Here is a 22,350-nt window from a genome sequence, read left to right as displayed (position 1 = left end):
GTTACTCCTCGTCCTGGTCGTCGCCGAAGTGCGGCGCGAAGCTCAACGTTCCGTTCGGGTGTTCGTCGGCGGCCATCTGCGCCGCCTGGTCTGCAGTGGCGATGTCGCCGTGGCGTGCGATGTGGCTGGGCAGCGATCGCCCTGGTCCCAGCCGGCCATCGAAGATGACGAAGCTCTCGACGCCGGCGGCACGCCCGCGCTCGATCGTCGAGATGTTCTGCGCATACTTTATTTCGGTGCGGGCGATCGTCCTGGCGCGCGTCTCGGGGCTGGCCCAGGGACCGGCCTCGATGTGACCGGCGATGCGGCTGGCGAGCTGCGGCACGCCTTCGCCTTCGGCTCGTCCCTCGGCGATCGCATCGAACAAAGCGGCGCGAGACTGAGCAGAGAGGTCGATCAGGCCGGCCCGCCGCCCACCGGCGCCGGCGACAGCGCGGGCGACCGGGTCGGGCAAGCTCCCGGAGATCCCCGCCAGTTCGGCCGCGCCTGAAACCTCCTTGGCGACTTCGAGATACTGCGCCTCGAAGAGCTGCCGGAACGTCGTCCAGTGCGTCGAGATCCCGAGCTTGTCGAGGATCCGCGCAACCAGCAGATCATCGCCCTTCTCGATGTGGGTCTTGCCCTTCGGAAACTCCTCCTCGAGGAGCGGCACGGCGACCTGGCGCGCAGCTTTTCCAAGCTCCTTGAAAAAGGCCTTCAACTGCTTTTCGAAAGCCTTCGAACGCGGCTCCTCCTGGGCCGCCAGCATGCGCAGATAGGCCGTGGCGCGTTGGCGCGCCTGGACAGAAGCCTGGGCCTTCTCGCCGCGCTCTTTTGGCGGCTGGTCATCTCCCGGCCGGCGCCCGGTCTCGCCTGCAGGCACCTCGATCGCCGAGATCGGACGCAAGTAGATCCGGTGGCTGTCGTCGACGTCCAGGCCCGCAGCGGCACGTGCTTCCGCGACCATGGCCCAGCCGCCCTGGACGCGCTTGCTCCAGCGTTCGGTTTCCTTGTCCTCGTCGTCAGCAAGTGCCAGCACGTCGGCCGTGTCCCAGACGGTCTTAAGCCGGCCGGTCACAGGGCCAAAATCCGGAATAAGCGATCGGTCGATTTCGTCGGCGAAGACGCGGCCGATCGGCAGCACACCGTTGTGCCAGGCGAGCTTCGCCATCTCCTTCATCGTCGCCCCGACCTTGGTCGACTGCAGGCCGGCTCCGAAGCCGACGACGGCGGCCGGGATGCCGAGGCTGGCGCAGACGCGCTCTTCTGCGACGTCTCGCGCTTCAGACATGTTCATCTGCTGCGGGTTGAAGCCGTAGGGCGAGACGTCGGTCGGCGCGCCCATGACCAGGGGACCGCCGCGCCGATCGCCGCTGAAGGCTTGCTTGAACCATGCCTTCGTGGCTTCGACATCGTCGGCCGCGACCATGCCGCCGGCCTTCGGGCTGATCACCACGCCAGGCACGCCCATGTTGCGCAAGAGCGATGCGACGAAGTTGGAGCTTTCCAGGTCCATGAAGATCTCGCGGATTGCACCGTCGAGTGGCGAAATGCCGAGGCGCGGATCGCGCGGATCGATACCATGGCGGAAATGGACGACATCGGCCGGGTCGATTTTCTCCGGCTCGAAGCCGGCGCCTGGCGAATACATGTAGTGCGACAGCAGCGTGCTGCCGTCTTCAGCTCCGTAAGGCTTCATCGTCCAGTGCGGAACGTACCAGAGTTCGCCCGGCCGGCCGATGCCGTTGCGCGCCTTCAGCCAATAAGCATTCCCGGCGGTGCAATAGCTCAAGATCGTGCCCGACCAGAGGGCGAGATCGCCGTAAAACGGGTTCGGGCGGGAAATGAGCGACATCGCGCCGTGGTCGGCAATTTCTTCGACCTTGCCGCCTCGGCCGTAGCGCATCACTGTTAGTCGCGCCTCGGGAAGCGCGCGCTGGATCCACTGGATCGGGCCGGTGACCACGGACGCGTCCAGGCAATCGCCGACCTCACTGCGATAGTCGAAACGGGTGCGGCGCAAGAGCCCGCTGGAGACGAGCGGCCGGGGAGCGTGCCGCATCGAGTTCAGCGCCTTCGAGAACCACTCAAACATCGCCTGGTATCCAATTCTTTTCGAGTTCGCTTTGTTGCTGCTGTTGCGCAAGGTGTCCGGTCATCGGGATCCAGCGTCCGCCCTGCGCACCGGATGCTGCCTCGATCGCCAACGCCAACGCCCAGAAACGGTCGGCGTGACCGTCGGGTGTGCGCTCGGCGGTAAAGCGGATATTGCCGGATGCCGTCACTTGCTTTGTGACCGAGCGCAGATCGGCGCGGATGTGTTGGTCATAGGGGATGCGGAGGGTCTTGGCTTCGAAGCGCGAGCGCACTGGGTAGGCCAGGGCCTCTTTGACGCGGGTGGAAAAGGTCACCGCTTCGACGGCGTAATCGCCGAACTTCAGCTTCGCATCGTCCGCCCAGCCGATGCCGAGACCGGTCGCATCCATGCAAGTGCGCCGGCAGCGCTGCATCAGCGGCCAGAGCGCCTTCTCCTGCTCGGCCTTGCTCATGTTTTTGAGCGTCAGAACATAGCGGGTGTAAAGAACGTCGCCGAGTTTTTCGAGGATCCAGAGTACGGTCAGGTCGCGCTTGCGGCCGATGTCGACACCGGCATAAAGCTCGCCGCCCTCGCAAATGCTCCAGTCGATCTCGGCCGGATACTCGCAGCCCGCAATCAGGTCGTATTCCAGGAAGGCCGCGTCGTCGTCGGCCGGCTGGCACATGTACTCCTGCAGGAAGCTTTCTTCGTCGGCCGCACCGCCCTTCACCCAGTCGAAGTATGCAGCCTCGTCCATCTCCTGCCGCTCGTCGTCATCAGGAAGCGACTGCTGCAGCTTGTAGAGGAAGCCGTCGTCGAGCGCGTTTTGAAGTGTGACGGTGTGCAGGCTGATCTTCTTCGGGTTACCGCTTTCCTTGTACTCGCGGACGAGCTGGTTGAAGAAGTTCTTCGATCCGCGGTGGGTCGAGATCACTTCCATCGAGCCGCCCCAGGTAATGCCCGGATAGGCGATCGACCAGAGCTTGCGCGGATCCGGATGCAGGGCGAACTCGTCGAGCACGCGCCCGCCGCGCTTGCCTGCCTGTGCGTCCGGATTGGAACTCATCGAATGGATGCGCTTGCCGTTGGCGAAGCGCAGCGTGTAGGCGGTGTGCTTGTTCTCGGCATCGAGCGCCAGCTCGCCGAGGTCACGTGCGGCAAGCTCAAGGTTGCCCGACCAAAGCTTGCAGTCTTCCAGGAATAGCCGCGCCTGGATGTCGTCGCGGGACGACACCCACTGATCGTGTCTGGCCGAAGCCAGAGCAGTCCGCGAAACGGTCGCATAGGCTGTCGACCAGGAGAGACCGATCTGTCGGCTTTTCTCCATCAGCTTCAGACGAGAATTGTCACGGATCCAGCGCGCCTGGTAGGGAAGAAAAATGGCCGTCTTGTCTGCAGGGATGCGAAGCGCGCGACCCATCAGGCACCGCCCACGAGGCGACGATTGATCTCTTCCATGGTCTCGTCAGAGACACCGGCTTTCTTGGCAATGCCGGCGACATCCTGCGCCGCCCTCTTCAAGCGCTCGGCGTACTCTGCTTCGAGCAGTCGGCGCAGCTCGGCCGAGTGGCGCTGCGCTGTCACGGCGGCACGGTTTGCGTTGGCGAGCGCCGCGATCTCCTTGGCCGACAGGTTGCCTTTTGCCAGGAGTTCGTCAGCGGCCATCTTGAGCCGTTCTGAGATCGCGACGGTCATCGTGTCGGCGCCGTCCGGTCCCATGCCCTCGCAGAGCGCCTTCGAGAGACGCAGGCGTTCGTCATACTCCCGCCACTGCCGGGCCTTCTTGACCGAGTAGCGGGAAAACGTGCCCTTCGAGATCGGCGCAATGCCGCGATCGGCGAGCCTGGAGTTGAACTCAGCGAGGATCGCGACCTGCGGGCGCTTGCTCTCGCGCAGCTCTTCATTGAGCCAGACGAGATCGGCTTCGGCTTCTTCCGGCAGCATCTCCAATGTGGAGAGCCGACCGCGTCCCTGTTGGCGCCCAGCTTCATTCGAGGAAGGCTCGTCGGCCATGATCAGCCCTCGTCTTCGGGCCAGGCCACGCCATCGAGCGGCGACCGTCTATCGATGTGGGCGCGGCCGGTCGAGGTGATGCCGGCAATCAGCTTGCCCTTGTCTTCGGTGATCGTGACCGCGTCCAGTTCCTCCAACTTGCGAAGCTGGGTGCGGACCCACTCGATCGAGCGAGAGATGAAGTTGACGTCGAGCGCCTTCTGCAGGAGGTCTTCGCGAAGATGGCCGTTGAACTCACGGGCGATGACCTGGAGGATCACCAGCCGGCCCTTTTCAACCAGGTAGTCTTTGTACTTGTCCGTCGTCATCTCACGCCTTGTCCCTGTTCATCAGCCACTCTTCGACGCGGCGAACTGCGCGTCCGGACGCCGCGCTGCTCTCGCGGATCTGGCCCATGTCGCCCTTGATCGCCTCCAGGGAGACTTTCAGCTCGTTGAAATCGTCTTTGGTTGGCAGGTGCTTGACGTCACCCTCCACCGCCTGGATGCGCCGATCGTGCTCGATCAGCTTCCGTTCGTGGCCGTTGATCTTGTCCTCGTTCGTCTTCGAGCGGGCCGTCAGCCAGGTGTAGATCATGCTGGTGACGGCGAGCAGCGAGGCGACCGGACCCGACCAGCCACGGATGACTTCTTCAATCATGGCTGCCTCCGTTGCCCGCGAAGAACGGCCGCACCGCCGTCGCGCATTCGATGCATGTGCGCGCTGACGGCAGGGCCGCCCGCCGCTTCGGTTCGATCGGCCCGCCGCAATCACGGCAGGTCTTAGAGCCGGGCTGGTTAAGTTCGGCGCTGGCGCGGGCGATCGCCGCCTCGCGCTCGCGCTCGACCAGCTCCTCGGCCAGTTCCAGGTCGCGCTTGCTTGCCCGCATCAGCCCCGGCCTCCTTGACGGTAGGCTTTCACCGCCTGGACGGCCGAGGTGCCGAGTTCCTTCAAGGTGTGGCCGCCCATGTAGAGGCTGATGAACCAGCCGGTCAGCGTCATCATGACGGTGAAGTCCATGCCCGAGGCGATGTCGAAACCGGCAATCGCGTCAACCACGGGCACGATCATGAGGCGCACGAACCACATCACGGCGAGCAGATACATCCAGCCCCAGCGCCAGGCGCTCGGCCAGAAGCCTTCTTTCTGCTCAGCTTGAAGCAGGGCGAATTGCCCTTTGAGACCGGCCTCCCAAACGGCAAGCATTTCGGGCGCCTCGGCTTCAACCTGGCGAACAGCTTCCTCCAGGCGTTCGGGCGGCTCGGCGGAGACCGCTTCCGGTTCAACGCCGAGCTTGCCCGCTACCTTGTCAATGACGGCGTCGACCAGGCCTTCATCCGAACGCCCGAGCTTGCCGACCAGGATGGACTTCACAAGAGGAGCGGCGACCTTCTCGGCCGCCGCGATAAGGATCGTGCCGATCACGCTCATGCCTTCACCCCGAAGATCGCCTTGAGGAAGCGGACGAGGAAACCGTCATCGGAGGGAACGGGCTTGCTGCCGGTTTCGACGGGCGCCAGCTTCGGAGTGGGGTCGCTGCGACGGCGCCGGATGTCGGCCAGCACCTGGCGCACCCGCACGACCGACACGGACGCGCGCTGGCCGTCGTAGTGACCGATACCGGCGGTGGTCGGAAGAGAAGCCCACTCCTTGGCGAGCGCGTTGATCAACGCATCTTCGCTCATGTCGCCGGCAAGCCAGATGTCGATGCCGCGCCCGCGCATCAGCTCGACGCCCAAACGGTCCTGGAGCGCCTTGTCGAACAGCGTGGCGCCGCTGAGCTTCAACGATGCCTTGAGCTTGCGCAACGTGGTGCGGACGACCTGATAGCGGCCGAGAGCCGAGGAGTTCAGATAGTTCTTCGGATGCTGCAGCATCCTGGTCTGAAGCTGGTCGATCTGGTCGAGCGTCATTGCGACCAGGTTGCGATCGCCGTCCGTATAGGCGCCGTAGGCCAGCGTCTCGTTATAGCCGCGCTTCTTGTCCGTGCCCTCGGATAGACCGAGAAGGTCAAGACCTGGCCGATAGATGTAGAAGGGATCGTTCATGATTGAGCCCGCCTCCGATGCAAGCGGCGCGCCGTTGTGGCGCGCCGTGGATAGGGCTCAAAATGTCAGGGTTGCCGCGTCCTGTTCATTGACGCAGCTAAGTCAGTGATTTGCGTTATGCGGTGAAAAGGTCCATCTGCCGCTCGCCATTGGAGGGGCCGAGCCACCGGCGTACCGTCGACACGTCTGACCGGACCGTGCGGGCAATCTCGGCGATGCTTTCGCCTTGGGCGAACATCAGCTCGGCGATCCAAGTCTTGGCGAGCGGCACCTTTACGTAGTCCACTCCGAGCCTGGCGGCAAGCGCCTCGACCTTGCGGACTCCAATTACCTGCGCCGCACGGCTGCGGGCGGTGGCCCGATCCTTCGGCAGATAGATGATCGTTCCGCCGAGCGCGAGGAAGAGCCTGGCCGCGTCATCCGCGCCGATCGCCTCGACATAGGGGGCGAGGTTGGCGGGCGGCTTGGGCGTGTTGGTGGTTGCCGTGTCGGTCATCTCAGTCCTCGCGACCAGCAAGCGTGAGCTTCAGCTCTCGCGCGGTCAGTGCCTTCATTCGTTCGGTGAGCGCCACCCGCCGGTGGCTCATTTTCGGGAGGGCCGCGATCCGCCGGTTAAGCTCCGCCCGTTCGGCCCGCAGCCGGCCGAGCGCCGCGTCCTCTTGCCATGTGAAAAGCGGGAGGGGCGCGGCGCTGTGCATCTCATGCCCCTCGCGGCGTCCATTTGATCAGCTCGCCGGAAAATCGACCGATCGCGTGGTTGGCTTTCCAGAAGGCGCCCATGTTGTCTCGCGCGGTCTTGCCGAACATGTCGAGCGCCAGGCCGTTGATACGCTCGGGAGCGAAGCCATCGGCACGGGCAAATTCCTCGATCTCGTCGCGGTGGAGCTGCCGGCCGTTGATGTCGATCGCGGCAATGATGCTCTCGATCAGGCTGCTGGTCTCGATGACGATCGGCAGCGTGTCGGTGCAGATCGGATCCGGATCAACGATCTTGCGGCAGAACCGCGTCCTCAGCCCGACATAGAGCTGCACCGCTTCGCCAGGCCTAGCGTGCCGGCGGCGCTGGCTGCGTACCGTCTGCAACTTGATGCCGGTTGCGACCTGCGGTTCGAAGAAGGGCTTGAAGCTATAGGCGACCATCATGCACCTGCCTGTGTCCGGATACGTTCGCCGAGGGCGTTCATGACCGTGATCCAGTCGTTCGCGGTGCATTGATCGGCGGGGACGCCGGTCAGGTCGGTCACCGCCGTGCGGAATGCCAAGGTGCTGGTCGCGGGCCGATAGAGCTTGCGCCACTGCGCCCAGGCGATCTTGTAGCCGTCTGCGCGATCGTAGTTTGCGAGGGCGTCCACGTTCGACCACACGACGCCGCCCTCTCGCGCCATCCAGCCCTTGAGCGCTTCGATTGCTTTTGCCGCATCATCGGCGAACTTCAGGAAGCGAACGTGATCAATGCCAGTCTGTCGCTTGACGAACGCGAGCAGCGCTGTGTCGTCGCGGTTCTCGACGATGCCGAGATTGTAGCCGGCGATCCAGAGCGCCTGCAGCTTGCCGGCATAGCGGCCGGTGAGCTTCGCGCGGCCGTTCGGCCGAGGCGCGCTCGGCGCCGGCTGAAAGCCTTCGTTGCGGAACACGGTGAGCACCTGCTGCCGCTCAACTTCGGTCATGTCCTTCGTCGATGTCTTGCCGGTGATGTTCTTCAGCTTGGCACGGTACGTATCATCGTCCAGGCCGAGTTGCTTCTTGGCAACGTGAATTGCTGTGGTGGAGTTAGTCACGACATCGCTCCTGGTAGGCAGGCGGTTGAACGGCAGACAAATTTGTGCCGGAGTGGGCTCAACTTGGAGCTGAGTCGATGAAGGAAAATGATGATCTTGCCGTACGCGTTCGACATGCATTCTGGATTGCAGTCGGGCTGGTGATTTTCGTCCTTCTCATCCCGCCGGCGCTGATTGGCGGAAAGGAGGATGCGCTTGGTGGCTTTGTCGAGCACTACCAAACGCTCATCGCCGGTGTTTTGGCTGTCTTTGCCGCGTGGGCGACAATCAGCGAGATGAGACGAACCGAGCTTGCCCAGCGTCTCCGACACGATGAGCAAATGTGGTTGCTGCAGCGCAACGATGACCTCGCGATCATGCGGTGCGTCGACTATGCGCCGAAAGCTCTGAGAGGCGTGGCGTATCACGCCCGACGGTTTGCGGAGCACCCAGAGGTACGAGAAGATGGGGTCATCTGGACGACGGGATCTGCGACGGCGTTCGTTTGGGCAGTTAACTCCGCCAGGGTCACGCTGGAAATACTCAAAAGCAGTGAGATTACGGCCTGTGCGCACCTGTTCACGCCGCAACTTCGGACGACTTTGGAGGGGTGTCGTCAGCATGCCGATTTGGCAATCGTCGCTTACGGCGAGGATTTTGACTTGCTTATGGCGGTTAATCCGGACGTGGAACGCGTCGCGCGCTGGGCGCCACACGCCGGGACCAAGCTCCTCATTGATTACCTTGCGGTCATCCAAGAACAACTTGCTGCCGAGTTCGAAAGTTGGGCAGCCAACATTCATCGGCGGGGCTAAGTGACGGAGGGTCGTCGCAAAGGAGATAGAATGTCTGTTGGGTACCGCGCTTTTGCTACCGCGCTCGTCTTCGTCTTCGTAACGATTGCATTCGTGCTGATCTTTACTGGAGAGCCTCGAACGGTTGACGGGCAGGCAGGTGGCAACTTCGTCCGAAACATCCTCTTCGATTTTCAAACGCTTATAACCGGCGTACTTGCGCTGGCTGCCGCATGGTGGACGGTCCGAACGATGCAGGTGGCCGACGAAAAGGCGAACCTTCGACACAACCAAGCGATGGAACTTGCTACCCGATCGGACAGGTTGAAACTGGAACGGGCGTTGACACCTCAATACAGTGAATTGCGCCAGTGCCTCTCCCACGCGATCACTACTCAAACGAAAAGACAGCCGACAGAAGACGACGCGGGAGCGCTGGTTGAGGTGCCTTTTAGAGATTACGTCTTTAGAATTGTGATCCTCTACGCAAGGATTAGCGGCATCCTTGACTTGCCGCACTTTAAAGAAGGTGAGGCGCTGTTTGGTGGCCAACTCATGTACGCGATCTGGGATCTGAGGAAGCGCACAGCCTTCCTTGCGGACGACATACAAGCCGCCCAAAAATACTACGGCAAAGAGTTCGAACCCGATTTTGTGTTCGACGACTGGTTGGACGAGGGTGGGCCTCACAACATCGACGGCTACGTAGACTACTGCGTGAACGTTCTTCCGGTCGTGCTGCAGGATATGGAGCGCATTGCCAAGATGTATCAGATAGACCTGTAGCATCGTCATGCCCCTGGGACATCGGCAGACAACTCCGCTTCAAAGGTCTCGACGATGAAATCTTCACCAGGCGAGCCGATCCGAACGCCCGCGATGGTGCGGGCTAGATCGGGTTCGCGCAGCATCGCTTCCTTGTCGATTTCTTCCTTCACGCGGATGAACTGCAGCAGGCCGAGCGAGCGGATACGCTCAAGGGTGTCGGTGACCTTGCTGATGCTGACCGATGGCGGGCGAAGCCGCCAACGCAGGACGCCGGTTCCGAGATCAACCGTTTTCGTTTTCTCTCCGCCCGTTAGCTTCGCCCGATTGGCTTCTGCCCAAATGGAGAGCCCGTCCGTCTTCTCAGCGATCGCGAGCTTCACCGGCGCGGCCTTGGCTTCATAGAGTTCCTTTACCGCTGAGATTGCATCGTTCATGTCCGCTTCCATGCGAGTGAGGCGGCGCGTCAGCTCGCCGATCGCCGCCACGGTCGCCGCCGCCTCGGTCCTGTCCTGGGGCACGGGAAGATTGGCGCCGGCAGTTTTGGTTCTGGCTGTCTTGGCCATAATGGGTAGTTTCCTTTCAAACCTTGTGGAGTGGATGCTTGTCGGCGTGGAGGGCCTTCCGAAGGCCCTTCGAGGCGGCAATGAGGCCGGCCAGTGCCGGCCGCTCGTCGCGGCTCCCTGCCGCGTTCTCGTAGCGGGTGAGAGCGCGCGCGACGTTGCGCGCACCCTGCTGGATTGTCCGTGTCGGAGAAATGTGCAGCATCACGCCGCGCCCCCATCCGAGGGAACGAGGCGCAGCGGAAACCGCACGATGTTGTCACCCGTAGTTTCGCCGGCGTTCCGTGCCCGGTCGTCGAACGTGGTCACCCGAAGCTCAAGGATCCGCATCTCCTCTTCCTGCTCGCGGGCCAGAGCGCGGATCGTCAGCAGGTTCTTCAGAAGTGAGGCGACTGCCTTCGGGGCAAGCTCGACGCCGCTTTTGCCGTAAGGCAAGAACTGGCAGTAGATGACATCTGCCAGGTCGGAGGCCTGAGGGGGAAAAACCTTCATGGCTTCCTCCCGCCGAAATCGAGATGAAGGACGTTTCCGTCCTCCACACGAGCCGGCTCATCGAGAAGCTCGCCGGCCGCAGCCTCAAGCACGCCGAAAGCGGCGCGGCCCTGTTCGCCCAGGCGATGCACCGCGAGTTCCTGTTCCATCAAGTCGACGAGCGAACCGATGGTGCGCAGTTGGTCGACGATCATGCGGAGGTTCGTAACGGGTAGAGCCGTGCCGCTGGTGGCCTGCGCCTGAACATCTGCCTGCAGCTCGCGGATCGCGATGCTGGCGGTTTTATCGAGGATGCTGCTCACTGCAGATCCTCCACGTCGCGGTTGGCCCAGGCTGCCTTCAGGTGCTTCAGGGACAATTCTTCCTCGGCGCCGATCGCGGCCATGAAGGCGAGCTTCAGGGTCTTGTCGATCTGGCCGAGTGCGCCGCCCTTTTTGCCGACGCCGGTTAGGAACTGCACGCAGTCCTCGGAGGTCACGCCCCAGGCGGCGATGTAGGCGGTGATGTCTTCGACGTAAGGGGTGGCGCGCTTTAGGCGCTTGCCGATACGGCGCTTCAACTGCGCGTAGCTCGGCCCGCCGCTGGACTTGTTGAAGCGGGTGTAAACCTCCTCGTTCCCGACGAGGGCGATGCCGCATTTGTAGATGTCCATGAAATGGCGGAGCTGGTTGATGGCGTCGTCAACGAGGTTCTGCGCCTCGTCGACGATCAGCAGCGTGCCGCCCCCAGTTCGCGCAAGCCTGGCGCCGATCGCACGCGTCAGCTTCGCGGGGTTCACCTCACGCACGCCGATCTCTTCCGCGATCTCGACAAGCATGCCGTGAACGGTCTTGGTGTGGGGGCTGATGGTGACATGAAAGACGTGCGGCCTGGTGGCAGAGTATCGCCGGCAGGTCGCCGTCTTGCCCATGCCGGCGCCGACGGTGATCATGACCATGTCCGCTGTCATCTGCGCCCAGTGCAGGGTTTCGAAGATCTCGCGGCTGATCTTTGTGTTGATGAAGTCAGGCGACTGCGGGATGGTGGCGGCAAGGCTCACCCCCTCGTCAAATGCTTCGAGCCAGTTGCGAACCTGCCGGTTGAAGGGTTCGATCCGGCCGATGTACGTGCCAGAAAACCACTGGCTGAAGGTCGCCGATGACATGCCGATGCGACGGCCGGCTTCGGCTTTGGTGAAGCTGTTCGCCTCTGCGATCTCACGAACGCGGGCGTTCAACACTTCCCAGTCCGCAACATCCTCGTGGGAGTGCTTTGCCTTGAAGTCCTGCGATGGCGTCGGCCGGTCCCAGGTACCGGCTGCAGGACTTGTGGACACATGTGTATTCATCTAAAAGGTTCCTCGTTCAGATGCCCTGAGGGGCAGATTGTTGGGCGGGACTTGCACTCCCGCCCTGTTTTTTTGTCGGAACCGCACTCAGTACATTTCGGTTCATGCTGACGGCCGTGACGCCTTACTTTTCGGCCGTATTCCCTTTCGAGAATGGGAGGATCGAAGCCCCGCCTGACACGCGGGAAAGGGCTTTCGAGAAAACGTCGGAAAACTCGTCGTCGCTGATCGCCTCTGCAGGCGCGGTCGCGAGGTTGCCGGTGAAGATGCGGGTGACAGTCGGTCGGACCGGCTCGGGCCGCTCGGCCCTGCGTCCCTTTTCCAGAATTGCGCCGAGTTCCATGGGCGATAGCTTCCGGTGCGCCTTCGCCAGGGCCGCATTCGCCTTGCGGTAATCCGCGCGATTGCGGGCATGCTCGCGGGCAGCGTCCTGATTGTCGAAGCCGGTGTCGGCAATACAATCCGCATCGCAGATGAAGCGATTGGCGAGGTCGTAGACCTTGATAGGCTTCGTCAGGTGATCCGGGTCGAACCGGATCGTCACCTGCTTGCCCATGTACTGGTTAAGTTCGCGGCTCCAGTAGCGGTTGCCCATGAAGTGGACTTCGCCGCTGCCCTTGTGGGTTCGGATCGCTTCGGATGCGAGAAGCCAAAGGAAACGCTGTGCTTCGGTCGCCTGGCGAACGATCGTGGTCGGCAGTCGCATGCTTTCGGCAAAGGTCTCGTCAAAGCTTCGGCCCTTTGCGGTCTCGGTCCTGCGGCCTATGCGGGCATTGTGCTCGGCCACTTCCTCGGTGATGAGGCGAGAGAGGTCGGCAATGTCTATCGCGGAGGTGCCATAATCCTCCGGCTTCTCATTGGGGTTCTTCCCGGTATAAGCGCCAGCGCAAGTAGGGTGCTTTGACACGTTCTCGGCGAAGTCGCCCCAGGCGCGCTCGACCGGCTTTGACTGGCCGGATTTGGGTAGTACGAAATGGGTCTCGATCTGCAGAGCCGTCAGCAGCCCCTGCGGATCTTCCGGCCGGACCTTGAAGCGGTATCGGGTCTTAGTGCCACCCGAAATCTTCTTCGAGGCGAAGGCCCGACCGTTGTCGAGGTAGATGCGCTCCGGGATGCCGAACTGCTCGACCATGTCGCCGACAACCAGGCGCACCACTTCCCAAGTCTCGGCTTCGGAGAGACGCCAGGCAAGGATCTTACCGGAATAGAGATCCTGGATGCCGACCAGATAAAGGCGGGTCGGCTTGTCGCGGCCGGGAAGCCGAACGAATAGGTCGAGTTTGTGACCGTCCATGTTGACTGCCTGCATTGCATGCAGGTGCGAGCGGGTTCGGCGCTGCGCGGGGTAAAGCGTCTTGGCGCGATCGGAACCTTCGCGGGTCGCGACTTGGATCGCCTTCGGCACGTCAGCGTCCATACGGCGACGAAGCGAGCGCTCAGAGGGTATCGGCGACCAGCCGTGTTTCTTGGCTGCTGTCATCATGCGGCGGTAGCACGCTGAAAAGCCAGGCTTGCCTGGGCGCAGGAAGTCGGACTTGAGGAAATCCCAGGCGTCGGAGTGGCAATCGGAGACTTGCGCGACGACACCGTCAGCAGACGCGGTATTCGGCGCGAGTGCGGCCAACCAATCTTCCGGATCGACGCCTTCGGTGGCCTTGCGCCACTCGTAATAGGCCGACTTCTGGACGTTAGCATCAAGCGTTGCGACAGCGATCGCGGCGGTGCGGTTCAGGCCGCGATCGTTCACGAGCTGCTCAACGCGGTTGATAACCTTCAAGCGCTCTTCACAGATCGCTTTCTGTGCCTTCGAGAGGGAATTGAAGCGCGACCAAAGGAGGTTCTTCCGGGCGCGGGCCTCGTCCCATCCGGCCGCATCCGGAGCATGCCGGAGCCGAACCTGCGCGGCCGAGGGCAACAGCGAAATGTGATATTCGAAGCCGCCGCCGCGACCGGCGCGGGTCCGTGCCTTGTCGGTCGAGCGCCAGCCGAACTGGGCAATCATCAGCTCCATGCCCTGGCGGGTCTGCGGCAGGTCGGGCAGACGAGCTGCCGCGATTTCGGAGGACGTGAGCCACTCCTTCATGTGCGTGTCCTCCTGATCGTGACGGGGCGAGATTTGAGAGACCGCAGCTCCTGGCGGATGCTCTCTTGCTCTTGCTGAAGGCGGGCGATTTCGGCGAGGCGGGCTTCGTCGCCGACGAGCAGGGTCGCGCCCTGTTCGGAAACGGCTTCATCCCAAAGCCACATGGCGCCGGTTGCATGAACGAAGGCGGCGAAGCGCGGCAGCGTGATGTCATGCCCGCCCTTGCTCTCGGCCGTGTAGGCGTCGAGCATCGCCTTGCTGATCGACGGCAGCCCGAGGTATTGGGCCATGCGCGCGGCGATCGTCGGTCGATCATACGGACATTCGCGAATGGCGCGGGCCATGGCGCGTTTCATCTTCGAACGGTAGCGGTCGATATCGATCCGCGCGACGGGCACGCGAACCGGGAAAAGCGGCTCTAGGAAGAGGTCGAATTGGGCGGGATCGCGCTTCATTCCGCGGCCTCCAGAAAGGAGAAGTCCTGGCTGTCGCCGGCATGTGCGAGGAAGCGGCGCCGGGTGTCTTCGTTGGCGGTTTTCCAGGCGGCGACGAGCTTGGCGAAAGCGGCCTCTTGCGGGTCAGCTTTCGGCGGCTCGCCCTTGAGTGAGGACATTACCTTCTTGATGTTGGGCTCTGCCTGCAGGGCGACCGCGATACCGGCCTGCTCGGTGGGCCCCTTTTTGGCGAGGGTCAGGAGAAGAGACTGATCGTCTTCTCCGTCCGAGCCTCGCAGCGCCTGGCGAAGTGCAGGGTGCAGGTGTGTGCCGATCCGGACGGCCCGCTTGTACGTATCCGGCCCGAAGCCAAACCGCTCCTGGACGCGCTTTGCGAGTTCTCTACCGGCGGCGAAGATATCAGGGGCATCGTGCCCCTGTTTCGCAGGCCTGCCGCCCTTCGGGTTAATCTTGCCGTGTTGTTCTTCCCAAAGCTCGCGAAACTTCAAAACAAAGATTGCGCGATCGAGAGCGGACAACTCATTGCGGAAAAGGTTCTCGCTGAGTTCCAGGAGCTGTGCTTCGACGGCGTCGGCAGCGACTACGACCGCGTCAAGCTCGTCCCAGCCAATGATAGTACCACCACGAATGCGGTGCCCGCCTGCGACCAGCGTGAGAGGTGTTTTCCCCTTGTTCGCAGCCGGGGTGCGTCGGACCATGATCGGGCTGATCTGGCCGCGTTCGGCCATCGAGGCGCCGATGGCCTGAGCATGATCCTCGTCGATCGGGCGTGCGCGTTCGCCGATATGGATCTCTGAAATCTTCGCGCGGATGAACTCGGCCATTTACGCTGCCGCCTTTCTCAACTGTTGCATGAAGATGTCCTTCGCCTTGGCGGCCATGCGGCTGTACGCCCTGGCGAAGACCGGGCAGCCAAGGCGCTCGTCGATCTTGCGGATGGCGAAGGAAATGGACGTGCGTTGCCGAGCCTGCATCTTCACGATGCGGCGGCGCGGCACTTCGAACTCGATGTGGAGGATGTAGATTGCGACCTGGCGGGCGAGCGCCGCGTCGAAGAGGTCACGCGGCGGCCAGATGATGTCGCGCACGGCGATGTGCGAGAAGTGGGACTGCACTGCCTTAACGCAGCACGCGAGCATCACTTCCAGACGCTGATGTTCGTCGTAGGGGTTCAGCATAGCTGCTTCCCTACGGCAATGGCTGCGGCGATGAGGCCGCACAGCGCTACGCTAAACAAAAGCGCTGTTTGGGCCGCATTGCAGAACCGTGAACGGGAGGGGATGAACGGGTTTTCCATGTCTATGCGCCCGCCTTCTTTTGGCGTTGCCGCATGGTTGGCGGGCGCTCATAGTTCTCACGCGGCTGAGGGGATCGCCGCTGACCGGAGGGCTGGTAACGGCTCGGCCACAACAAGTGCGCCTTTGTACCGAGAGCAGCGGCGATTGCCTGTTCCCCTGCCATGTTGGGTTCGCGGAGCGTCGTTCCGGCGGTCCCGCGCGGCAGGTAGTAACGACGATCGATGTCGTAGAGTGTGAAGCCAGCAAGGAGGAGCTTGCTCTTAACAGATGCGAGCTCCTCCAGCTTGTTGGCCGAGCGGTCGCGTGGCTTGTCCGTCCTTTGGGGGCGGTGCATAGTCAATCCTCGTTGTGAAGAGGGAGGCCCTGGCCGGTCTCCCTTTTCATAGGTGATTTGTTCCGTGTTCATGGAAAGGAGTAAAGCGGAATTCTGTTTTTGTAAAGCGGAAATCAGTTTTACTAAGGTATAGGCTTGGCACGCCCAGAAACTGAACCAAAGACGCCGCTCGGCGCGCGCCTTCGCGAATGCAGAAGGCAGCTAGGAGATCCAGATCGTGAGCAGTTTGCTCGTACACTTGGTGTTAGCAAAAGCGCCCTCGCGTCTTACGAACGCGGAGAGAGTGAACCGACCGCGAGCGTTCTACGCGCGTACACAGAGAACTACGGGATAAGCCTCGGCTGGCTGGTAACGGGTTCCGGTGAGATGCTATCCGGCGGAACGTCGCGCGCTGCACCACTCATCCTGTTTGTCATCGAGAAACTAGCCAGGATCGTTGTCGCCGAGTTCAACGATGCCGGTCAGCGTTTGCCGCAGGAGCGTATTGGGGTCGAGGTAGCGAGACTTCACAATGAACTAGGGCTTCTGGTTTCAGACATGGGCAACCAGGAGGAGGTGGACGCCTTCCTTCCTCAGGTGCGTTACTCGCTCAAGAAGCGATTGGCGGAAGCAGCAAGCGACCCAGGCTCTGGGAAACGCTCGGCCTAATGATCGTCAAGCCGCGCTTGGATCAGACGAAACAAGAGACACATGGAACCGCGCCCGGTCTTGCCAGGATGTTCGAAAAGTTCGGTTTTGTGTTTGAACCGGTCGACACGCCTCGGGGCGGCGCGGCAGATGGGTGCCAGGGGCAGCACCCTTAGTCCTCAAATACGCATAATTATCCTCGGCACCGTAAAATTGCACTGCTAAGCTAGGTCCCGCCTAGTTTGCGTGCAAGGTCTGCGCGTCTCTACCAGAGGTGAAATGCCAATGCTTCGTATTCTTGTAGACACTTGCGTCTGGTTGGACCTCGCGAAGGATTACAGGAACCAGCCCGTGATCGCGGCTCTTGAGGATGTCATTCGTGGGGGTGAAATCGAGCTTCTCGTACCTCAGGTAGTTATCGAAGAGTTCGCCCGAAACAAGGATCGCGTCGCCAGCGATGCCAAGCGAAGCCTCCAAGCGCATTTCAGTCTCGTGAAGGATGCCGTACGCCGCTTCGGCGATGACAACAGCACTGACGCAACCATCAGAGCATTAAACGAGGCAGACCATTCTGCTGTTTATAAAGGCGAAGCGGTCAACGCCTCTATGGAGCGGATCGAAGCAATGCTTCATGCGGCGGTGGCCATCCCGGCGACGGATGCGATCAAGGCAAGGGCCGCCGACCGAGCGCTTCGCAATATGGCTCCTTGTCACAAGCAAAAGAATAGCATTGCTGATGCGGTCATCATCGAGACGTATGCCGACGAGTTGAGCCAGGCGGATCGACCCGATGATCAATTCTCTTTCGTCACCCACAACAAGGCTGATTTCGGTCGAGAGGGCGGTGATCACCGTGATCCCCACCCAGACCTACTTTCGCTGTTTGATGCGCAGCGTTCGAGATATTGGATTTCGCTTGCGGACCTACTCAACGATGTCGATGAGGATCTTCTCGCCAACTATGACCTTGAGCTTTACGGAGCGATGCAGGTACGCGGTCTCTCCGAAATAAACGAGGCTGAGCATCTGCTGTATTTGCAAGTTTGGTACAACCGGCACTGGAACCACCGAATAGCAATCGAGCGGGGAAAGACAAAACTTGTCTCCAATGAGGAGTGGGATGCGGCGACGCCAAAGCAGCGTCGCCGCATGACCACCAAGAGGACCTGGAAAGTCGCCTTAGACGCTGCCGCACGAACTGAGGCCGAAGTAGGTATCGAAAACCTTGGCCCCTGGGACGACTTTGAATGGGGAATGCTCAATGGGAAATTGAGCGCTTTGAGATGGGTCCTGGGTGACGAGTGGGACATGCTCGACACCTAACGCAGACGGCAACCGTTCCGCGCCGAATAGTTGTGAAACTCGAGCGCGCAAAAGAAATCAAATCAAGGAGGAGTTAGCAGATGGCGCTAGGCGGGCGGGGGAAACGTTACGAAGAGCTGAGAAAGATTCCGGCATTTGCTGCACGAGATCACAGAAACTCCATCGGCCCAGACGGTAAAAATCCTATGCTAGAGGGACTTAGTCGCAAACAGCGTAGGGCTCTGGACAAAAGTTCAAAGGCCTTGGTGTTCGAATATAAAAAGGTGTTGGAAAGAATAAAAACAACCGGTGCCGGCTATCCAGTCGACAAAATACTGCACGAACTATGCGTAGAGTACACACACAGATATGCCAGCTCAGGAATATACAACCAACCCCTGAGCTTCAATTATTTTGAAACTTTCTGCGAAATTCGACTTCATCCAAATAGCGTCGCTCCATTCGCTGAGCCTGCTGAAGAAATAGATCATTTGTTCAGCGTAATAGATTTCTTCGAGTACGCTACCGGAGAGGAAAGTAATTTTTTCTCATTGGATAAACTTTTGGAACTTCCAGAAGGTAAGGCTCTGCATTTTACCGTGAACGGTAACATAACAGACTTTACCTTTCTTTCTGCGGCTGGGAGAGAGTTTGTTATTTCCGGATTCTCTATGGTGCGTAGAGGCAATTATCTTGGTTGGTACATTATTGGTGGGGAAATATATCCCCCTGAGGAATGGGCAAAAGAGCTCGCAGACGATCAGGAGATTGAGCAGAAAAATGTGCCTCCTTGGAAGAAGCGATTTCTCGATGAGGCTTCCAAAGCCGCTGGGAATAGGATGGGCCCCCCGGTGGCCCTTGAGGGAACCGAGACCGCACAGAGAACGATTATCGCTGGTGAAATCGACCTGATCACTCAGAAGCACCTAGGCAGGTGCTACATGTCAGAGCGTGAAAATACGTTTAATGTTGTTTGTGACGATCCCGATGTCTTCACGCATGTGCCTGAGGGAGAAGAAAAGGACCATTTGCAGAAATTTTACGCAGAGCAAGCGCTACGAACTGAGGTAATGTGGCGGCTAAGTGAGGCCATGTTTCAGCTTCCCGCGTACTTCGCCTACAAGGTCCAGGTTACTAAGGCGCTAGCGGTCTCTGGCGGGCAAAAGGCGCCCTCCACGAGGAAAAAAGGCGGTCGCGGACTTGGTGGGTACTTCAAGACTGTTGCAGCTCTAGACTTCATTTCTGACGACAAAGTGCCCGTACGGTCCTTTACACCAAACCATTACGGTGTGGAGACCGGAGGTTATTGGCGACGGCTGGCTCCAGACGCGACAGGCAAAGGTCCGCACGGAGAAATTGCCAAGGGTAGGACATGGGTGAAGTCGGAGCGAACTAAAGTAATCGTGTCCGAGGATCCTCGGCCGATCTATGTCAAATCTACGATCGCTTCGGCCAAATTGCTAGCTGAACAGTACGCTAAGAATGCCGAGGATGCCGCTGCGCAAGCCGAGCAAGGGCGGAAGACGGACCGAAACGTGCTGTATGTCCTTAGGTGCACTGTAATGCGGGAAGAGGTTTACAAAGTCGGTTGGACGTCAGCCACTGCGGAGGAGAGGGCAAGCCAGATTTCCTCAGCTACGGGCGTGCCTAACTCATTCATTGTCGTGGAGCATTGGCAACACCCCGATCCTGAAGCATTGGAAAAAAACGTACACGCGTTGCTTGACCCTTATCGCCTTGCTGACAATAGGGAGTTCTTTAAATTGGACTTCCCGTCATTGAAGAGCCTAATTGAACAAGAAATTGCGCGAACCAAAAGCTTCGTGTGACCGTCACTCTGAAGGTGCAAATAGCTGCCGCTTTCAAGACCCGTATTGCATGTTGGAAGGCAGTGTAGGTCAGACTTAAGTCTTTGATCGCGTGAAATAAAAGCTTCGGAAGTTCGAACATGCAAGTCGCTTGCATGTTCGAATTGCAAGCTGACCGCTTTTCGGCGGGAAGTTTTCGTCCCTGGCGAGGCGGTTAAAGCGGCCTCAAAGGCCGGTTTCCGGGTTCTCGAACACTTCTCAAAGGCGGCTTGCTTTAGTTGAAGACCGCTCCGCAAGGTCCCCCGATTTTGCCGGTCGTGGTCGCACTGGAGGTTTTTTGCCACACCAGGCTGTCAAAACCAGGCCCCGCGTAAGACCGCTCATCCCCACGGGCAACTCGTTGATTTTCAACCATTCCCCGCCCATTTTGAGGTCTCCCCCGATCCCCCCGGATAATTCCGGATAACCTTGGCGGACAACAGCCTCCGTCTTTGCGATCATGCACGACTACACTGTCGACCAGTTTGCAAAGCTCGGCGAGCGCGCCTGCGTCGGCTTTGGGACGGCGCTTGGTTAGCCGCGCCTATGGGGTGAGCCAGACGCGCGTTGTCGAGGCCACTTGGAAGAGCTTGGCAACCGATCCCGAGACCAGTTCACCCGACACCATCGAAAATGTTGACAAGCTACAGCCTTCGGTAGACTGCTCCCGTTCATCTGAACGGGGAGGTATGCGTGAGAGGTGGACTAAAGGTGGCGGTATTGGTCGGCGGCGCTTCGATGTTCTGCGCCATCACGACGGCAAGCCGTGCTTTTGCCGGTTCGGGATCCGAACTCGACCCGACGTGTTCGGTCGTCAATAGGGCATACGCCGCCACGCGTTCCACTGAGACGTATTCGGCGAAGGTCTTCGGTGTAGAAGATGGTCGCCAAACCCTCAATCACGAGTATCGAGTGACCGCCGATATGCAGTTTGAGCGATACGCCGACGGAGTGGAGCGGCATGGGGTTCGGAAAGCAGCCCCACCGCTTTCGTATCATTCGGGCCCCAGATTCGCGTCCTGCCAATTGGTAAAGGACAAGGCATCCGCTGCCTCGGCGAATGCGCACTACACTGCGAAGTGGGCATCGGTTCCATACACGGCGGATGCGGCGGTTTGGCTCACTGACGACGGCCAGAAAATGAAGAAAGTTGTCCTGCGCTATCACAGCAGCTACATGCGGCCATCACGGTTTCCAGAGCATCTTGAAATCTTCTCCTATGAAAGTCCGTGATGGCGTAACCTTCGGCATCTTTTTGCCGTCGTGGACGACCGGAGCGACGTCGAGACGGCCATTTCGCCCTCATTGCCATAGACAGAGCTTGATCAAGGCCCTCAATGCTGTGTCGGCTTCAGCGGCAATGTCAGCGCCGGCCCGGCCTTTACGCCGAACTGTCTTCTGAACGGCCGCGATGCGGTGCCGTCGAAAAGTGATTGCGGCAGCGGCGTGCTGATGGCCCATTTGTACTTGGCATCTGGATCGCTGCCGAGGTCCTGGTGCGTTACGGCGCTCAGAGGCAGCACATATTCCGGCTTGCGCAGGGTCCGCTCAGCGTTGCCGAGCCAGGTCAGGACGACCAGGATTTCGCCGCCGAGTTCGAGTGCATCAAGCGTCAAGGGCTTGCCGCCGATCGTGGCGCGGACCGCCTGTTCGTGAAACTTGAAGGTGCTGAGTTTCAATTCGTTTTGCGCATCCGTCATCTCGGGCCTTTCTGCATGTCGTCTCTTTCGACGCCCTTGAGCGTCGATTCGTTCATCCGGTCCTGCTTATCATACACCGCCGAGACCGACATGAGCGGTATCAGGCGCGGTGTTTTGCGTCAGGCTCCGGCATCTGCGGGTATGGCCGGAACATGTCGTTCAGGCGCCGCGGTGTCAGGTGGATTGCCACCCATGCGGCGCTGGCCAAGCAATCAGTCCCGCTATAGGCTGGCTACAACTGTAGGTACATCGGTTCTTTGGGGGAGCCATCATGGGCGCGATATTCTGCCTTCGATCCAGTCTGTTTGCGGCATCCGTTGCGGTTGGCGCGCTCCTCGGCGCGGAAGCCTCGGCCGCAGGGCTTGAGGATATGATCGGCGTGGCGATGCTGACCGGAACATGCGAGCGCCTGGTCGTCGCTGGGGAAGACCTCACAAGCCAGTGCGGCGGCGAGCTGCTGCAATCGATCTACAACAACGGCCGGACCGGCTTCACGGTTATCATAGGCACCGGTGGTGGCGCGGTCACCTTCAGCGGGATCGAAGGTGAGAAGCCGGATGCGGACACACAGTTGCAGAGTGTCGACAAGGTTATCGTCAATCGCGGCAAGGAGGGCGTGCCGATTGAAGACAGGCAAGTTACCGGCCGCTGCACCTACAGCAATCCCTTCAACGGGCCGACGACTCCCACCTGCGAAGGCACCGACGACGCCAAGGGCGTGTATCAACTGACGTTCAAGACAGACGGTACAGCTCCGAAGATAATGCGTAGCGGCGCGGAAGAGGAATCTGGCGCGGAAGAGGAATCTAAGGATAACGCGCCGGACCGCGCGTTCGAAATCGGTGCCTGGACCGGTTCGCGGCTGAAGGGCGACACGGCCAATGCCTGCGTCATGTCGAATGAGACCGAC

At 60.5% G+C, this 22,350-nt stretch carries 30 protein-coding genes; 6 read left to right on the top strand and 24 right to left on the bottom strand.

What is annotated here, in order from left to right; translation table 11 throughout:
- Position 1: 1 nt before the first annotated feature.
- The 12 genes from ACIQUG_RS27400 to ACIQUG_RS27345 all read right to left on the bottom strand — a co-directional run bounded on the left by ACIQUG_RS27400 (position 2) and on the right by ACIQUG_RS27345 (position 7,994).
- The gene (locus ACIQUG_RS27400) at positions 2-2,074 is read right to left on the bottom strand and encodes a phage portal protein (RefSeq protein ID WP_402325355.1); all 2,073 of its coding nucleotides are present in this window, start codon (positions 2,072-2,074) and stop codon (positions 2-4) included.
- The gene (locus ACIQUG_RS27395) at positions 2,067-3,476 is read right to left on the bottom strand and encodes a terminase large subunit domain-containing protein (protein WP_402325353.1); all 1,410 of its coding nucleotides are present in this window, start codon (positions 3,474-3,476) and stop codon (positions 2,067-2,069) included. The genes ACIQUG_RS27400 and ACIQUG_RS27395 overlap by 8 nt, the downstream gene beginning before the upstream one ends.
- A complete protein-coding gene (locus tag ACIQUG_RS27390) occupies positions 3,476-4,069 on the bottom strand; it encodes a phage protein Gp27 family protein (RefSeq protein WP_402325351.1) in 594 nt (197 codons plus the stop codon). Before ACIQUG_RS27390 ends, ACIQUG_RS27395 begins: the two co-directional genes overlap by 1 nt.
- A 2-nt stretch (positions 4,070-4,071) precedes the next feature.
- Positions 4,072-4,377, bottom strand: a complete 306-nt coding sequence (locus ACIQUG_RS27385) for a hypothetical protein (RefSeq protein ID WP_402325350.1) — start codon at positions 4,375-4,377, stop codon at positions 4,072-4,074.
- Between the two features lies 1 nt (position 4,378).
- On the bottom strand, positions 4,379-4,708 hold the full coding sequence (locus ACIQUG_RS27380; protein ID WP_402325348.1) for a DUF2730 family protein: 330 nt from the start codon (positions 4,706-4,708) through the stop codon (positions 4,379-4,381).
- Positions 4,701-4,937 carry a TraR/DksA C4-type zinc finger protein gene (locus ACIQUG_RS27375; protein WP_402325345.1) on the bottom strand — a complete coding sequence of 79 codons (237 nt, stop codon included), beginning with the start codon at positions 4,935-4,937 and terminating at the stop codon, positions 4,701-4,703. Before ACIQUG_RS27375 ends, ACIQUG_RS27380 begins: the two co-directional genes overlap by 8 nt.
- Positions 4,937-5,479, bottom strand: a complete 543-nt coding sequence (locus ACIQUG_RS27370; RefSeq protein WP_402325344.1) for a hypothetical protein — start codon at positions 5,477-5,479, stop codon at positions 4,937-4,939. Before ACIQUG_RS27370 ends, ACIQUG_RS27375 begins: the two co-directional genes overlap by 1 nt.
- The gene (locus ACIQUG_RS27365) at positions 5,476-6,096 is read right to left on the bottom strand and encodes a hypothetical protein (RefSeq protein ID WP_402325342.1); all 621 of its coding nucleotides are present in this window, start codon (positions 6,094-6,096) and stop codon (positions 5,476-5,478) included. The genes ACIQUG_RS27370 and ACIQUG_RS27365 overlap by 4 nt, the downstream gene beginning before the upstream one ends.
- A gap of 115 nt (positions 6,097-6,211) precedes the next feature.
- The gene (locus tag ACIQUG_RS27360) at positions 6,212-6,592 is read right to left on the bottom strand and encodes a helix-turn-helix domain containing protein (protein ID WP_402325341.1); all 381 of its coding nucleotides are present in this window, start codon (positions 6,590-6,592) and stop codon (positions 6,212-6,214) included.
- A 1-nt stretch (position 6,593) separates the two neighbouring features.
- Complete coding sequence (locus ACIQUG_RS27355; RefSeq protein ID WP_402325339.1) at positions 6,594-6,794, bottom strand: hypothetical protein; 201 nt, start codon at positions 6,792-6,794, stop codon at positions 6,594-6,596.
- 1 nt (position 6,795) lies between these two features.
- Positions 6,796-7,239 carry an ASCH domain-containing protein gene (locus ACIQUG_RS27350; protein ID WP_402325338.1) on the bottom strand — a complete coding sequence of 148 codons (444 nt, stop codon included), beginning with the start codon at positions 7,237-7,239 and terminating at the stop codon, positions 6,796-6,798.
- On the bottom strand, positions 7,236-7,994 hold the full coding sequence (locus ACIQUG_RS27345; RefSeq protein WP_402325337.1) for a regulatory protein GemA: 759 nt from the start codon (positions 7,992-7,994) through the stop codon (positions 7,236-7,238). Before ACIQUG_RS27345 ends, ACIQUG_RS27350 begins: the two co-directional genes overlap by 4 nt.
- Here ACIQUG_RS27345 and ACIQUG_RS27340 point away from each other — a divergent pair.
- Positions 7,952-8,668: a hypothetical protein gene (locus ACIQUG_RS27340; RefSeq protein ID WP_402325336.1), complete on the top strand. Its 717-nt coding sequence runs from the start codon at positions 7,952-7,954 to the stop codon at positions 8,666-8,668. The two genes, ACIQUG_RS27345 and ACIQUG_RS27340, sit on opposite strands and share 43 nt — an antisense overlap.
- Before the next feature lie 30 nt (positions 8,669-8,698).
- A complete protein-coding gene (locus ACIQUG_RS27335) occupies positions 8,699-9,433 on the top strand; it encodes a hypothetical protein (RefSeq protein ID WP_402325335.1) in 735 nt (244 codons plus the stop codon).
- Between the two features lie 5 nt (positions 9,434-9,438).
- Here ACIQUG_RS27335 and ACIQUG_RS27330 read toward each other — a convergent pair whose 3' ends face one another.
- The 10 genes from ACIQUG_RS27330 to ACIQUG_RS27285 form a co-directional block, all read right to left on the bottom strand.
- The gene (locus ACIQUG_RS27330; RefSeq protein ID WP_402325334.1) at positions 9,439-9,978 is read right to left on the bottom strand and encodes a host-nuclease inhibitor Gam family protein; all 540 of its coding nucleotides are present in this window, start codon (positions 9,976-9,978) and stop codon (positions 9,439-9,441) included.
- A 16-nt stretch (positions 9,979-9,994) separates the two neighbouring features.
- Positions 9,995-10,180 carry a hypothetical protein gene (locus ACIQUG_RS27325; protein ID WP_402325332.1) on the bottom strand — a complete coding sequence of 62 codons (186 nt, stop codon included), beginning with the start codon at positions 10,178-10,180 and terminating at the stop codon, positions 9,995-9,997.
- Positions 10,180-10,467, bottom strand: a complete 288-nt coding sequence (locus ACIQUG_RS27320; RefSeq protein ID WP_402325331.1) for a hypothetical protein — start codon at positions 10,465-10,467, stop codon at positions 10,180-10,182. Before ACIQUG_RS27320 ends, ACIQUG_RS27325 begins: the two co-directional genes overlap by 1 nt.
- Positions 10,464-10,769, bottom strand: a complete 306-nt coding sequence (locus tag ACIQUG_RS27315) for a hypothetical protein (protein WP_402325330.1) — start codon at positions 10,767-10,769, stop codon at positions 10,464-10,466. Before ACIQUG_RS27315 ends, ACIQUG_RS27320 begins: the two co-directional genes overlap by 4 nt.
- Positions 10,766-11,794: an AAA family ATPase gene (locus ACIQUG_RS27310; RefSeq protein WP_402325328.1), complete on the bottom strand. Its 1,029-nt coding sequence runs from the start codon at positions 11,792-11,794 to the stop codon at positions 10,766-10,768. Before ACIQUG_RS27310 ends, ACIQUG_RS27315 begins: the two co-directional genes overlap by 4 nt.
- 124 nt (positions 11,795-11,918) lie before the next feature.
- Positions 11,919-13,877 (bottom strand): transposase domain-containing protein, encoded by a 1,959-nt coding sequence (locus ACIQUG_RS27305; protein WP_402325327.1) that lies wholly within the window; start codon positions 13,875-13,877, stop codon positions 11,919-11,921.
- Positions 13,874-14,332, bottom strand: coding sequence for a hypothetical protein (locus tag ACIQUG_RS27300; protein WP_402325326.1), 459 nt, complete (start codon positions 14,330-14,332; stop codon positions 13,874-13,876). Before ACIQUG_RS27300 ends, ACIQUG_RS27305 begins: the two co-directional genes overlap by 4 nt.
- Positions 14,329-15,156: a ParB N-terminal domain-containing protein gene (locus ACIQUG_RS27295; protein WP_402325323.1), complete on the bottom strand. Its 828-nt coding sequence runs from the start codon at positions 15,154-15,156 to the stop codon at positions 14,329-14,331. Before ACIQUG_RS27295 ends, ACIQUG_RS27300 begins: the two co-directional genes overlap by 4 nt.
- Positions 15,157-15,510, bottom strand: a complete 354-nt coding sequence (locus tag ACIQUG_RS27290; protein ID WP_402325322.1) for a hypothetical protein — start codon at positions 15,508-15,510, stop codon at positions 15,157-15,159.
- A 121-nt stretch (positions 15,511-15,631) separates the two neighbouring features.
- Positions 15,632-15,964, bottom strand: coding sequence for a helix-turn-helix domain-containing protein (locus ACIQUG_RS27285; RefSeq protein ID WP_402325321.1), 333 nt, complete (start codon positions 15,962-15,964; stop codon positions 15,632-15,634).
- A gap of 135 nt (positions 15,965-16,099) precedes the next feature.
- Between ACIQUG_RS27285 and ACIQUG_RS27280 the strand changes: the two genes are divergently transcribed.
- From ACIQUG_RS27280 to ACIQUG_RS27265, 4 genes are all read left to right on the top strand, one after another.
- Positions 16,100-16,612 (top strand): helix-turn-helix domain-containing protein, encoded by a 513-nt coding sequence (locus ACIQUG_RS27280; RefSeq protein WP_402325320.1) that lies wholly within the window; start codon positions 16,100-16,102, stop codon positions 16,610-16,612.
- 264 nt (positions 16,613-16,876) lie between these two features.
- Positions 16,877-17,914, top strand: a complete 1,038-nt coding sequence (locus tag ACIQUG_RS27275) for a PIN domain-containing protein (protein WP_402325319.1) — start codon at positions 16,877-16,879, stop codon at positions 17,912-17,914.
- An 80-nt stretch (positions 17,915-17,994) separates the two neighbouring features.
- On the top strand, positions 17,995-19,722 hold the full coding sequence (locus ACIQUG_RS27270) for a GIY-YIG nuclease family protein (protein ID WP_402325318.1): 1,728 nt from the start codon (positions 17,995-17,997) through the stop codon (positions 19,720-19,722).
- A 729-nt stretch (positions 19,723-20,451) separates the two neighbouring features.
- The gene (locus tag ACIQUG_RS27265; protein WP_402325317.1) at positions 20,452-20,973 is read left to right on the top strand and encodes a hypothetical protein; all 522 of its coding nucleotides are present in this window, start codon (positions 20,452-20,454) and stop codon (positions 20,971-20,973) included.
- A gap of 101 nt (positions 20,974-21,074) precedes the next feature.
- On the opposite strand, the gene ACIQUG_RS27260 is transcribed toward ACIQUG_RS27265, so the two are convergent.
- The gene (locus ACIQUG_RS27260) at positions 21,075-21,440 is read right to left on the bottom strand and encodes a hypothetical protein (protein ID WP_402325316.1); all 366 of its coding nucleotides are present in this window, start codon (positions 21,438-21,440) and stop codon (positions 21,075-21,077) included.
- A 232-nt stretch (positions 21,441-21,672) separates the two neighbouring features.
- On the bottom strand, positions 21,673-22,167 hold the full coding sequence (locus tag ACIQUG_RS27255) for a hypothetical protein (RefSeq protein ID WP_402325314.1): 495 nt from the start codon (positions 22,165-22,167) through the stop codon (positions 21,673-21,675).
- Positions 22,168-22,350: the final 183 nt, after the last annotated feature.

It is taken from the genome of Ensifer sp. NPDC090286 (genome assembly GCF_044769565.1).
Taxonomy (GTDB): domain Bacteria; phylum Pseudomonadota; class Alphaproteobacteria; order Rhizobiales; family Rhizobiaceae; genus Ensifer.
The sequence above is the reverse complement of the archived record's forward strand: the minus strand, read 5'-3'. Positions and strand labels throughout refer to the sequence as shown.

Bases quoted from the DNA above. Each gene is read 5' to 3' on its own strand.
- ACIQUG_RS27400 (WP_402325355.1), bottom strand. From the start codon at position 2,074: ATGTTTGAGTGGTTCTCGAAGGCGCTGAACTCGATGCGGCACGCTCCC.
- ACIQUG_RS27395 (WP_402325353.1), bottom strand. From the start codon at position 3,476: ATGGGTCGCGCGCTTCGCATCCCTGCAGACAAGACGGCCATTTTTCTT.
- ACIQUG_RS27390 (WP_402325351.1), bottom strand. From the start codon at position 4,069: ATGGCCGACGAGCCTTCCTCGAATGAAGCTGGGCGCCAACAGGGACGC.
- ACIQUG_RS27385 (WP_402325350.1), bottom strand. From the start codon at position 4,377: ATGACGACGGACAAGTACAAAGACTACCTGGTTGAAAAGGGCCGGCTG.
- ACIQUG_RS27380 (WP_402325348.1), bottom strand. From the start codon at position 4,708: ATGATTGAAGAAGTCATCCGTGGCTGGTCGGGTCCGGTCGCCTCGCTG.
- ACIQUG_RS27375 (WP_402325345.1), bottom strand. From the start codon at position 4,937: ATGCGGGCAAGCAAGCGCGACCTGGAACTGGCCGAGGAGCTGGTCGAG.
- ACIQUG_RS27370 (WP_402325344.1), bottom strand. From the start codon at position 5,479: ATGAGCGTGATCGGCACGATCCTTATCGCGGCGGCCGAGAAGGTCGCC.
- ACIQUG_RS27365 (WP_402325342.1), bottom strand. From the start codon at position 6,096: ATGAACGATCCCTTCTACATCTATCGGCCAGGTCTTGACCTTCTCGGT.
- ACIQUG_RS27360 (WP_402325341.1), bottom strand. From the start codon at position 6,592: ATGACCGACACGGCAACCACCAACACGCCCAAGCCGCCCGCCAACCTC.
- ACIQUG_RS27355 (WP_402325339.1), bottom strand. From the start codon at position 6,794: ATGCACAGCGCCGCGCCCCTCCCGCTTTTCACATGGCAAGAGGACGCG.
- ACIQUG_RS27350 (WP_402325338.1), bottom strand. From the start codon at position 7,239: ATGATGGTCGCCTATAGCTTCAAGCCCTTCTTCGAACCGCAGGTCGCA.
- ACIQUG_RS27340 (WP_402325336.1), top strand. From the start codon at position 7,952: ATGAAGGAAAATGATGATCTTGCCGTACGCGTTCGACATGCATTCTGG.
- ACIQUG_RS27345 (WP_402325337.1), bottom strand. From the start codon at position 7,994: ATGCATGTCGAACGCGTACGGCAAGATCATCATTTTCCTTCATCGACT.
- ACIQUG_RS27335 (WP_402325335.1), top strand. From the start codon at position 8,699: ATGTCTGTTGGGTACCGCGCTTTTGCTACCGCGCTCGTCTTCGTCTTC.
- ACIQUG_RS27330 (WP_402325334.1), bottom strand. From the start codon at position 9,978: ATGGCCAAGACAGCCAGAACCAAAACTGCCGGCGCCAATCTTCCCGTG.
- ACIQUG_RS27325 (WP_402325332.1), bottom strand. From the start codon at position 10,180: ATGCTGCACATTTCTCCGACACGGACAATCCAGCAGGGTGCGCGCAAC.
- ACIQUG_RS27320 (WP_402325331.1), bottom strand. From the start codon at position 10,467: ATGAAGGTTTTTCCCCCTCAGGCCTCCGACCTGGCAGATGTCATCTAC.
- ACIQUG_RS27310 (WP_402325328.1), bottom strand. From the start codon at position 11,794: ATGAATACACATGTGTCCACAAGTCCTGCAGCCGGTACCTGGGACCGG.
- ACIQUG_RS27305 (WP_402325327.1), bottom strand. From the start codon at position 13,877: ATGAAGGAGTGGCTCACGTCCTCCGAAATCGCGGCAGCTCGTCTGCCC.
- ACIQUG_RS27300 (WP_402325326.1), bottom strand. From the start codon at position 14,332: ATGAAGCGCGATCCCGCCCAATTCGACCTCTTCCTAGAGCCGCTTTTC.
- ACIQUG_RS27295 (WP_402325323.1), bottom strand. From the start codon at position 15,156: ATGGCCGAGTTCATCCGCGCGAAGATTTCAGAGATCCATATCGGCGAA.
- ACIQUG_RS27290 (WP_402325322.1), bottom strand. From the start codon at position 15,510: ATGCTGAACCCCTACGACGAACATCAGCGTCTGGAAGTGATGCTCGCG.
- ACIQUG_RS27285 (WP_402325321.1), bottom strand. From the start codon at position 15,964: ATGCACCGCCCCCAAAGGACGGACAAGCCACGCGACCGCTCGGCCAAC.
- ACIQUG_RS27275 (WP_402325319.1), top strand. From the start codon at position 16,877: ATGCTTCGTATTCTTGTAGACACTTGCGTCTGGTTGGACCTCGCGAAG.
- ACIQUG_RS27270 (WP_402325318.1), top strand. From the start codon at position 17,995: ATGGCGCTAGGCGGGCGGGGGAAACGTTACGAAGAGCTGAGAAAGATT.
- ACIQUG_RS27260 (WP_402325316.1), bottom strand. From the start codon at position 21,440: ATGACGGATGCGCAAAACGAATTGAAACTCAGCACCTTCAAGTTTCAC.